The organism is Ignavibacteria bacterium, assembly GCA_016873845.1.
Lineage (GTDB): Bacteria > Bacteroidota > Ignavibacteria > Ch128b > Ch128b > JAHJVF01.
On sequence record VGVX01000077.1, the window covers coordinates 1 to 11,121 of the forward strand.

Consider the following 11,121-nt stretch of genomic DNA (forward strand, 5'->3'; position numbering starts at 1 on the left):
CTTTTTATCGCTGATGGAGTATCCTGCAGGAAGGGGAACTCTCGATTTAATATTAACAAACTGATGATACAAAGAATCAGCTCTACTGCGAAAACTTGAACCCGATAAATCTTGAGCTATTGAAGTAGGACTAATAAAACAGATTAAACCAAGAATGTAGAACAATAAGTTTCTAATTTTGCCTATCAAAAATTCTCCAGATAAATGAAGGGTGAATTATTGCGCAAATAAATTAGTTCTCTTCTTTCACGTGGTAAGAGATTGATCGTAAACTCCCGAATTTCTTTGTCCTCCTTGATTTTTTTTGTCAAGATTCTTTTACCTTTTTTCAAAGATAATAAAGATTCAACAGATTGAGAATTTTCGTTATAAATGTAAAATTCATTTGTTTTCGAAAAATCATTTTTTACGGCTTTGATTTTGCTTTTGTCATGTAGAATGATTTCATCTTCTTTACTGTCCGGCAAGTATCCATCCGTTTGGTAGAACGAGGTCAATAAATATCCATCACCTTTCGAGCTGAAAAAATTTAATATATCAAATTTCTTCGTATCACCTAAATCCATTGCATGTGTAATTACTTGAGATCCTTTCTTTATCTCTGCTCGAAAATGATTTTTGGTTTCACCCTGAGAGTACGTTGGATTAAACTTTTTACTTTTAAACTCAATAATTGTATCGACTTGATGCGGCTGCATGTAAAATAGAATTCTCTCAACGCTATCGAAAAAATAATTTGATACAGATGAGCTTACTAATGGTTCATCAATGATAATGGGATTTATCTTAAACGGATTAGTAACAGTTATGTAATTTGAATTCCCCCTTTGATTGAGTGCTGCAACATTTGGTGTGTCATGGTCAGTGGGAAAAAATAAAATTTTATCTATAGCACCATAAATTGTCAGCGTTTTCCTTGAGATTGATTGGTCACTTAAATTGAAGTTGACGAAATCAAAGTAATTTTTGCCGAGACTGAAAAATACAATATCTAATTGATTTTCTAACGTTTTGTTAATTACATAAGAATCGAACTGCCGAAGTAATTTAAATCTGTAAATTCTCTCTGGCGTGTTAAATTCATTTCGTTTCAGAATACAGAAATTATTGTCGAGTTTATCAATCCAGCATATTTCATTTATTACTTCGTCAGTGTTTTTCAGGACTTCAATTGAAGTTGGATTTGATGATAGAGTAAAAATATTTTTTTCGAGCGCCAAGCTTGAATTAACGATTGAAAATATATTTCTTTCAAAAGCTTCTGAACAAAGAATTCCGATTTGAGATCTTGTTCGATACAAACAAAACGAAATCAAATTGTTGAACTTAGTTAATGGTATGCTGCTGTTCCATTCATGATTTTCTTTTAAGATTTTTATGAAAATATTTTTTGAAGCATTATCTAAAAATAGAATATCGGTAAGATTATCTTTTGTGAAATCTTGAATAATAATTTCATCTGCATTGTATTGTAAATCGAACGATGCCGCAGTAGGGAATCCACCCAAACCATTTCCATATAATATAATCAATTCATTCGTAGAATTTGAAATAAGACAGATATCTTTAAAGTTGTCGTCATTAAAATCGGAAGAAGCTAAGTGTGCAATCCTGTCTGTGAATTTTTTTATTGTTGATTTAGAAAATCTTAAGTTTCGGTTCGTAAAAATATGCAGCTCTTGGTCTTTTAGACTGATTCCAGCGAGATCTAAATACTCATCAGAATTTAAGAATATCGGCGTCACGTTTGCGTAGGTGTTTTCTGAATCGATCTTCTGAATTTTATAATCTTCATTTTGAAAAGTTATTAAAGAGATGCCGCCAAAATTTTTACCGTAACAAATAATTTCTTTGGTTCTCGAATTAGTAAAATCGTCAAACATTAAGTTTTCAGGGTAATATCCGACCGAAATATCCAAATTTCTATTCAACTTACGATTAACGAACGAATAGATTTCAATTTTCCCGGAGAGCTTATTTAAGCTTATGAGATTCGGAATGAATTTTTTGAATAAGTCAGCAGAATAAATTTTATCAGACTTGGTTATTAGCCAATATCTTGTTAATCCATGAAATTGATTGGCTCCTTTACCGAAATAGACGAGCAAATATCTGCCTGTGCTGTCCAGCCCGGCAATATCAACAAATCCATCACTGTCAAAATCGGAGGAGATCATGCTGTATAAGCCGTTAGTCTTCTCGAAATTAAGGTATCGCCCAAAACCGTTTAATTCCGTTTGAGAATAAAGTAGTGCGTTGCCGAATATTAAATCAGCAATTAAAAAAAATTTGATTGAAGAGGCCAAGTTTGCGAACGAGCTATTCCCCAACTTTATTTTGATGTAACCTCTTATTCCTACGAATGAGAGCAGCTTCATATCTTCTTTTTTGCTCTTGGGTGGATGGTTCCACTAAAGGAGCCAAACATGGTTTTCCAGAGTCATCCACACTTACGAATGTTAAGTATGCTGAGTTTGTGTGAGTAATTTTCCCGCTTCTTGTATTTTCAGCAAAAACTGTTACACCGACTTCCATTGATGAATTAAAAACTCGATTTACAGATGCTTTCAATATTACTATTTCACCGAGCCGAATTGGATTATGGAAATCAATTTTATCAACTGCCGCAGTAACACATACACGATTTGCATGACGAGCTGCTGCGGTCGCTGCGCAAATATCAAGCCAGTGCATCAATCTTCCGCCAAGCAGATTGCCAAGTTGATTTGTATCATTCGGCAATACGAGTTCAGTCATTGTGGTCTCTGAGTCGTTAACATTTCTGATTGGTCTGTCTGTCTGATTTTTCAAGATGAATAATTTAATTTGATGTAAGTTTACTATTCAAATCTATGATAATTGTCTGAATGTTTTTCAGATAGCCGCTGGTTGGATATTTTTGAAGAAATCTTTTAGCTTCACTTAAAGCCTCTTCATTTTGTGATTTATCTACTAACAAAATGATTTTGTTGTATAAAGCCTCATCAGCGAATTTGCTATCAGGAAATTTCTCTAACAGTAAGTCAAAATAAATTACTGCACTTCTTAGATTATTTAGTTTTCTATACTGAACTGCTGAAGAGAAAATCTTTTCAGCAAGTTTATCGTTTAATTGGGCGATTTTTTTCTCTACAGCAGGAACTCTTTCATCCGTTGGGAAAAAGTCAATGAATGCTTGATATTCTTCAATGGCTTTGCGGGAAAATCGCTGATCGAGTGAATAATGGGGAGATAATTCTAAGTATGATTCACCAAGCATAAACTGTGCATCTTTAATATATTCACTTGTTGGATAATCTCTAATCAGTTTGCTGAACTCGAATGCAGCTCGAATAAATTCTCCTCGATTAAAATGACACAATCCGAGATAATACTGGGTATCATCAATAATTGCTGTACCTGAAAACTGAAGTATAATTGCTTGAAGCTCATTAAGTGCATCTTCATAGTCACCATCTTCGTATTCAGCTTTTGCAATAGTAAATCTTTCTTCTGGTGAAAGTCCAATTGTATCGCTTCCGCTCGAGCATGAGAAGTACATACTTGATATAATAATTAGGAGGAATATTTGGATTATTTTCATTGAACAAAATTATGATTTATTTAACATAAAAACTAAACTAATTGCTCCGCAGGGAAAAGAATAAAAAAATTATTAACGCTGACACACTTGCAATAGACGCTGGTTCAATTAAAGTTCGGAATAAATTTTCTTTTGGTAATTCAGCTTTCAAAAATGAGTAATCCGAATCTTCAATTAGATGAAATTGAGAAGAATAAACTGAATCAATTTTTACTTCATTAAATTCTTTTTCGAGAATTACACCTGAATCTTTTATAAGAATGTAATTTCCATTCATGTGAACATGTCTTTCAAACATTTTATCACCAAACAAAGGAGAGGCGATTATCTTTGGATATGAAATCTCAATTGAACTTACTTTAGCAGATAAAATATAGTTTACAGATTCTTTTGATAACATAGTCTGTAATTTTTTATGTGAACATATTTGAATCAGCTTCGATTCGAGTATATTACTATAAATATTTCTTTCTACCTGAATACCTATCGAACTACTCTCATTGAACGAAAGTTTTTCAATAGGAGCGAATGAAGTAGATAAAAGCTCATTAACAATTTCTCGATTTGATTTTACTGATTGTGAGAATGCGGAAATGCTGCCTGCACAAATAAAAAGAATCAGGAAAAATCTGCGGTATAAACTAAAATTCATCGCAATCAGACGTGAAAGATTAAACTCGTCCTTGCGCGATTAATTTAAGCCGCTGAATTCGATCTTCAATTGGAGGATGAGTTGAAAACAACTTAAAGATTGAATTGCCTCTAAGCGGATTAACAATGAATAAGTGCGCAGACGATGGGCCAGCGTGAGCCATCGGCCGTAACTGTGCAGCTTGTTCTAATTTTCCAAGTGCCGATGCAAGTGAAAGCGGTTTCCCGGAAATTCTTGCTCCTCCTTCGTCGGCATAAAATTCTCTTGAACGGCTAATTGCCATCTGAATCATCATTGCAGCTATTGGTGCAACGATCATCAAAACGAGTGAGGTTATAGCTTCTCCGGCTCCGCGGCGGTCTCTATCGCCACCAGAAAACATCATTGTCCATCCAGCCATTCGTGCAATAAAAGTAATTGTTCCAACTAATGTTGCAACAATTGTTCCAATCAAAATATCACGATGGTTTACGTGTGCCAGCTCATGAGCTAGTACACCTTCGAGTTCATCATCATGTAATATTTGCAAAATTCCGGTTGTGACGGCAACTGCAGCATTCTGTGGATTTCGACCAGTTGCGAAAGCATTTGGAGTTGGATTTTCCATTACATAGACTTTTGGCATCGGCATGTTATTATTCTGGACTAACTTTTGGACCATTCTAAAGAGTTTTGGAGCTTCTTTTTCGGATATCTCTCGTGCCCTGTACATACTTAATACTATCTTATCAGAAAACCAATAAGAGATAAAATTCATAGCTAATGAGATAACGAAAGCTATCATCAAACCCTCTCTGCCGCCGAGTAGAAATCCGACTGCAAGAAAAAGTACCATCATTAAGGTCATTAAAAAGACCATTTTTATCGTGTTCATAAACTTCCTTAGATATTTGAGTTCAAATTTACTTATTGACTAAAGTTTTAGCAAGGTAATTTGGCAGATTTAACGAAAGTGAGTTTCTGAATGTTTCATGCAATTGGAAGGATTCTGAATGAATCATCCAGTTCAATTTTTTTTCGTGTATAAAAAAATGTAAATTGTTTTGTAAGTTTGCACTTTGATTTTTACACTTTTCATTGAACTTGGGCGCATAGCTCAGTTGGTCTAGAGCGCACGCTTCACACGCGTGAGGTCGTAGGTTCAAATCCTACTGTGCCCACAATTGGCACTTTGAAAACATTTTAATTTGATATTTAAGGGCGTCTCGATTCCAAGCTTAAAGGTGTATGATATCGGGATAAACTCCGCTCAGTTGGTCTAGAGCGCACGCTTCACACGCGTGAGGTCGTAGGTTCTCCCGACAATTCTTTTAAAATTTATTAGGGACTCCTATGGAGAAATCCTCCTGCGCCCACAAAATAAAGCAAATCTCAGAAGTCAAAAATCAAAATTAGTTTACCACGATATTTTTGCATTATAAATTCTCAATTATCAATTCTTAATTGCTCAAGTATAACGGTCCATCAGGTCCAACTGGTAATCCAATCAACATCCAAATAACGAGTAAAATTATCCAAAAGACTGTAAACAATACAGTATATGGAATCATTGTAGAGATAATTGTTCCTATTCCATACTTCTCATCATATTTTTGAGCAAATGCTACAATCAAAGCGAAGTAACTCATCATTGGCGTAATTAAGTTGGTAACTGAATCGCCAATCCTGAATGCGGCTTGTGTCAATCCAGGATGATAACCGAGTAGCATAAACATCGGAATGAAAACCGGTGCCATAATTGCCCACTTTGCAGAAGCACTTCCCATGAACATATTTATAAATGCAGAAAGTAAAACAAAAGCCACTATGAGTGGAATTCCAGTCAGCCCAACATTTCTTAAAAATTCAGCTCCGTCTATTGCAAGTATTAAACCTAAATTGCTGTAACGGAAAAAGTAAACGAACTGTGCAGCAAAGAAGACGAGCACTATGTAAGTTGCAAGTGTTCCCATCGATTTGATGATATGCTTCATCATGTCCTTGTCGTTTTTAATTGATCCGACAATTGCACCATAGACTAATCCAGGTACTAAAAAGAAAATTAATATTCCCGTTATAATGCCCTCAAAGAATGGAGAGTGAAGGACATCTTTCGTTTTTGGATCGCGGAATATTCCACTTTCTGGAATAATTGTGAATGCAAGTAGAATCACAATTGCGAGAAGACTTATTCCTGCCCATTTCAACCCCTTTTTCTCTAATGGAGAGATTTGTTCAATTTCAATTTTTTCTGCTTCGCCGCTGTATTTACCTAATCGAGGTTCAACAATTTTTTCCGTTATCCAAGTACCGGCAATTACAATTAAAAATGCTGACACGAACATGAAATAAAAATTCACAGCAGGATTGACAGTTTCAGTTGGATCTAAAATTTGGGCAGCAGATTGAGATAGTCCCGCTAAAATTGGATCTACAGAACCAATTAGAAAATTTGCACCGAATCCGCCGCTAACTCCACAAAATGCAGCGGCAAGTCCTGCCATTGGGTGTCTTCCCAATGCCTGAAATATTACTGCACCAAGCGGAATCAATACAACGTAACCTGCTTCGGAAGCTAAGTGGGAAATGATTCCCGCAAGAACAATTGAGCCAGTTATCAATCTCTTTGGTGCATTTATGACTAATGAACGAATCATAACAGTGAATAAACCGGAACCTTCTGCTACACCAATTCCAATCATAACAGCAAGTACATAGCCAAGTGGAGGGAAGTTTACAAAATTGTGTGTAATGTTCGTATACATCCATCGAATTCCATCACCGCTTAATAAACTTCTAACAGTAATTAATGATTCATCCGCAGGGTGTACCGCTTGAAGCGAGAATAAGTCACCAATCCAGGAGATAATAACAACAATCAACGCCAACAAACCGAACAACGTAGCCGGATGTGGAAGTTTATTACCTATGATTTCAATGTAATCAAGAGATTTAGAAAAGATTTTCGAAAAGATAGTTTTCATTCTCAAGTATTCCTTTTGTCAAATTGAATAAAATCTCTGCAAAGATAGGGCATTTGATAAGAAGATGAAAATTGAAATTTGAATATGCAGGATATTTATCTATATTAGAAAAGAAACAAAAACCTTTAAGTCTGCTCAGTGAGGCAGATAAGGAAATATGAAAAAGAGTTTAATAAATATGGGATCCCGATTGGCAAAGCTGGTCGGGATTTTTTTATGCAAATAAAAGCAAAACTAATCGATCATGAAAATTTAACTCGCACGATTACCCGGTTGGCTCATGAAATTATCGAACGTAATTATGGCGCAAAAAATATTGCCATTGTTGGAATTCAAACTCGCGGTGAATTTTTAGCAAGACGCATTTGTAATAAAATTTCTGAGATGGAAGGATTCGAAATCCCCTTTGGAGTTTTAAATATCACACTTTACAGAGACGATGTGCGAGTAAAAATGACACAGCCGGAAGTTAAAGCAACCAATATACTTTTTGATATTACTGATAAGGACATAATTCTTGTGGATGACGTTTTGTATACAGGACGAACTGCACGCTCTGCTATGGATGCTTTGACTGATCTCGGTAGATATGCATCAATTCAATATGTAGTGCTCGTAGACCGTGGTCATCGTGAACTTCCAATAAAAGCTGATTTTGTTGGAAAGAATATTCCAACTTCTATCAATGAAGAAGTAAAAGTTAAACTCGTTGAAGTAGATGGCGAGGATGCAGTTTATTTAGTTGAAAGTACAGGTCATGATTAATGCTTAATAATAATCATTGCCAGACTAATGGAGTTTTTGGATTTAGATGCTTGGATTTATAAAAATTGATTGAGAAAAAACATGCCGCTTGAATCACGACATTTGCTTGGTTTAGAAGGAGTTCCCAAAAAAGATATCGAATTAATACTCGAAACTGCTGTTGGATTCAGAGAAATTATTGACAGACCAATTAAAAAAGTACCGACACTTCAGGGGAAAACTGTTGTTAATCTTTTTTTTGAAAGCTCAACTCGTACACGGATTTCCTTTGAGTTAGCGGAAAAACGGCTTTCTGCAGACGTTCTGAATTTTACAGCAAGCACAAGCTCGCTCACAAAAGGTGAGACGCTAAAAGATACAGTTCGAAATATCGAAGCAATGAAAATTGATATGGTCGTAATGCGTCATACTGCTGCGGGCTCACCTCATTATTTAACTCAGCTTATCGATTCATATGTTATTAATGCTGGCGATGGGAGTCACGAACATCCAACTCAAGCATTGCTCGATATGTATACTATAAAAGAACAAATGGGAAAACTTGATAGATTGAATGTTTGTATCATTGGTGATATTTCCCACAGCCGGGTTGCAATGTCAAATATTTTCGGATTGCTCACTGTGGGTGCGAATGTTGCTGTCTGCGGTCCTGCAACAATGATTCCGCGAGATCTAAAAAAACTTGGCGTTACAGTGTTTCATAATCTTGACGATGCAATACAATTCTCCGATGTATTAAATATTTTGCGTATTCAGCTGGAACGGGGAGCTGCTTCAAACTTTCCTTCATTGAGAGAATATTCGCGGCTTTATGGAATAAGTAAAGAAAAATTATTAAGAAACAAAAAAGATGTTTTGATCATGCATCCGGGTCCAATCAATCGCGGAGTTGAATTAGCTTCGGATATTGCCGATGGAAGTTCATCTGTAATTTTACAACAGGTAACTAATGGTGTTGCCGTTCGGATGGCTGTACTATATTTAATTGGAACAAGAAACTAATGTAGTAATTGACAATTGAGAATTGAAAATTGAAGATTGAGAAATGAAAACTGAGAATGGAGAATGATGAATTGAGAATGGAAAAAGAAAAACGTTTACCTGCGAACCTGTTCACAATTTTCCAATCTGGCAAGAGGGATAGAAATGTAGGCGATGAAGATGGAAGATGGATAATAGAATTGGAAAATGGTTTGTCGTGAATTCAAAACTAAAAAATTGAAAAAATTTATATCATGAAAGTATTATTACAGAATGCACAAATAATTGATCCTCAAGTAAAATTAAATCGGACTGCAGATATCCTGCTCGAAGATGGGATCATCACTAAAATAGATGAATCAATTTCAATTAAAGCGGATCATGTTTTGGATTTAAAAGATAAAATTATTTCTCCGGGATTTGCAGATGTTCATGTTCACCTTCGCGAACCGGGGAGAGAAGATGAGGAGACAATTGAGACTGGCTCTTCCGCTGCAGCAGCAGGAGGATTTACTGGTATCTGCTGTATGCCGAACACTGAACCTGCAATCGATTCAGCTGAAGTAGTTACTTTCATCAAAGAAAAAGCTAAAGGATTATTAGTAGACGTTTATCCAATTGGAGCAGTAACAAAAAAGCGCGAGGGAAAAGAATTGGCATTCTTGGGAGAAATGGCTGAAGCTGGTGTTGTTGGTTTCTCCGACGATGGAGTGGCAGTTTCGACTTCTCATCTATTAAAATATGCTTTTGAATATTCCTCGATGTTTAATCTACCAATCGTTGAACATTGCGAAGATTCTTCTCTAACAGTCGATGGAGTGATGAATGAGGGATTTAATTCTACAAAGTTTGGTCTGCCACCTCATCCTTCTCTTGCTGAAGATTTAATCGCATTACGTGATATTGCGGTTCTTGATTATAGCGGCGGGAGACTTCACATCGCTCATATAAGTACAAAAGGGGCGGTTGAGATTTTACGCCAGGCAAAAAAGCGCGGACTAAAAGTAACCGGAGAAGCCGCTCCGCATCATTTTACATTAACAGATGATGCAGTTCAAACTTATGATACAAACACAAAAGTTAATCCACCTTTGCGTTCGCAAGAAGATGTTGACGCAATTAGCGAAGGACTAAAAGACGGAACAATCGATTGCATCGCATGTGATCATGCACCTCACTCAATTGAAGAAAAAGAATGGGAATATATTTATTCGCCTTTTGGAATGATTGGACTAGAGACTTCTGTTGGATTAACTTTAACAAAACTTTACCACACAAAAATATTATCGCTCGAAGATATAGTAATGAAGATGTCCATCAATCCGCGAGAAATATTTAATCTTGCCAAAGCTAAAATTGAAGTTGGGGAAAATGCAAATCTCACAATACTCGATGCAAACCAAAATTGGACGGTTGACAGGTTCAATTTAAAATCAAAAAGTATTAACACACCCTTTCATGGTTGGGAATTAAAAGGCAGAGCAATTGGTGTGATCAACAATAAAAAGTTGATTATTAACAAACAAGAATTAAATATTTAATTAAATCTGTGAATCTGTGGCAGCAGGAAATCAATGAAAAAAGAATCTACACTATTTGACAAGTTTAAAACCCCAATGGACATTCAACTCTTTTTGAGCAAGCTTCCATACAATCCGGATTATGTGACCAAGTCCCCAAAAAGAGTTTTGAAAGAAAAATCAGCCAATTGCTTTGAAGGGGCGTTGTTTGCCGCTGCTGCATTGAGTTCTTTGGGATTTCCACCTTTGATTGTTGATTTGATGGCACATAATGATGACGACCACGTAATAGCCGTCTTTAAGAAAAATGAACATTGGGGTGCGGTTGCAAAATCTAATTTTACGACACTTCGTTTTCGTGAACCGATTTATAGGACAATCCGTGAGCTGATCATGTCCTACTTTGATTTTTACTTCAATACAAATGGGGAAAAATCTCTTAGAAGTTACTCCCGTCCCATAAATCTTTCACGCTTTGATAAATATGATTGGATAACAACTGATGAAGACCTTGGATTTATTGGCGACTATCTTTTCAAAGTGAAGCATAATAAAATGTTGTCTCCGCAAATGACACGGAATTTATCTAAAGCTGATAAAGATGTCTTACGTGCTGGGATGCTCGGTTCCGTGAAGGAAGGTTTGTTCATACCGAAA

At 35.9% G+C, this 11,121-nt stretch carries 10 protein-coding genes and 2 tRNA genes; 6 read left to right on the plus strand and 6 right to left on the minus strand.

Translation table 11 applies throughout. The annotated features are described in order from the left end of the window. Positions 1–185 precede the first annotated feature (185 nt). From FJ213_11400 to htpX, 5 genes are all read right to left on the minus strand, one after another. Positions 186–2,177, minus strand: coding sequence for a VCBS repeat-containing protein (locus tag FJ213_11400; GenBank protein ID MBM4176759.1), 1,992 nt, complete (start codon positions 2,175–2,177; stop codon positions 186–188). Positions 2,178–2,319: 142 nt separating this feature from the next. After that, entirely contained in the window at positions 2,320–2,757 is a 438-nt protein-coding gene (locus FJ213_11405; protein ID MBM4176760.1) for an acyl-CoA thioesterase, read from the minus strand. Between the two features lie 64 nt (positions 2,758–2,821). Continuing rightward, positions 2,822–3,583 (minus strand): outer membrane protein assembly factor BamD, encoded by a 762-nt coding sequence (bamD, locus tag FJ213_11410; protein MBM4176761.1) that lies wholly within the window; start codon positions 3,581–3,583, stop codon positions 2,822–2,824. A gap of 37 nt (positions 3,584–3,620) precedes the next feature. After that, positions 3,621–4,235, minus strand: a complete 615-nt coding sequence (locus FJ213_11415) for a hypothetical protein (protein ID MBM4176762.1) — start codon at positions 4,233–4,235, stop codon at positions 3,621–3,623. Between the two features lie 19 nt (positions 4,236–4,254). Continuing rightward, positions 4,255–5,109 (minus strand): zinc metalloprotease HtpX, encoded by an 855-nt coding sequence (htpX, locus tag FJ213_11420; GenBank protein ID MBM4176763.1) that lies wholly within the window; start codon positions 5,107–5,109, stop codon positions 4,255–4,257. A gap of 211 nt (positions 5,110–5,320) precedes the next feature. Between htpX and FJ213_11425 the strand changes: the two genes are divergently transcribed. Together FJ213_11425 and FJ213_11430 are read left to right on the plus strand one after the other, a co-directional pair. Next, positions 5,321–5,398: transfer RNA gene (locus FJ213_11425), tRNA-Val, on the plus strand. A gap of 75 nt (positions 5,399–5,473) precedes the next feature. After that, positions 5,474–5,546: transfer RNA gene (locus FJ213_11430), tRNA-Val, on the plus strand. Between the two features lie 128 nt (positions 5,547–5,674). On the opposite strand, the gene FJ213_11435 is transcribed toward FJ213_11430, so the two are convergent. Continuing rightward, positions 5,675–7,198, minus strand: a complete 1,524-nt coding sequence (locus FJ213_11435; protein MBM4176764.1) for an AbgT family transporter — start codon at positions 7,196–7,198, stop codon at positions 5,675–5,677. A 216-nt stretch (positions 7,199–7,414) separates the two neighbouring features. Here FJ213_11435 and pyrR point away from each other — a divergent pair, with 216 nt between their 5' ends. The 4 genes from pyrR to FJ213_11455 all read left to right on the plus strand — a co-directional run. Beyond that, on the plus strand, positions 7,415–7,963 hold the full coding sequence (gene pyrR / locus FJ213_11440) for a bifunctional pyr operon transcriptional regulator/uracil phosphoribosyltransferase PyrR (protein ID MBM4176765.1): 549 nt from the start codon (positions 7,415–7,417) through the stop codon (positions 7,961–7,963). Positions 7,964–8,044: 81 nt separating this feature from the next. Beyond that, positions 8,045–8,965, plus strand: a complete 921-nt coding sequence (locus FJ213_11445) for an aspartate carbamoyltransferase catalytic subunit (GenBank protein MBM4176766.1) — start codon at positions 8,045–8,047, stop codon at positions 8,963–8,965. A gap of 233 nt (positions 8,966–9,198) precedes the next feature. Continuing rightward, positions 9,199–10,485 (plus strand): dihydroorotase, encoded by a 1,287-nt coding sequence (locus FJ213_11450; GenBank protein MBM4176767.1) that lies wholly within the window; start codon positions 9,199–9,201, stop codon positions 10,483–10,485. 33 nt (positions 10,486–10,518) lie between these two features. After that, a partial coding sequence (locus tag FJ213_11455; GenBank protein MBM4176768.1) for a hypothetical protein occupies positions 10,519–11,121 on the plus strand: 603 nt, incomplete at its 3' end.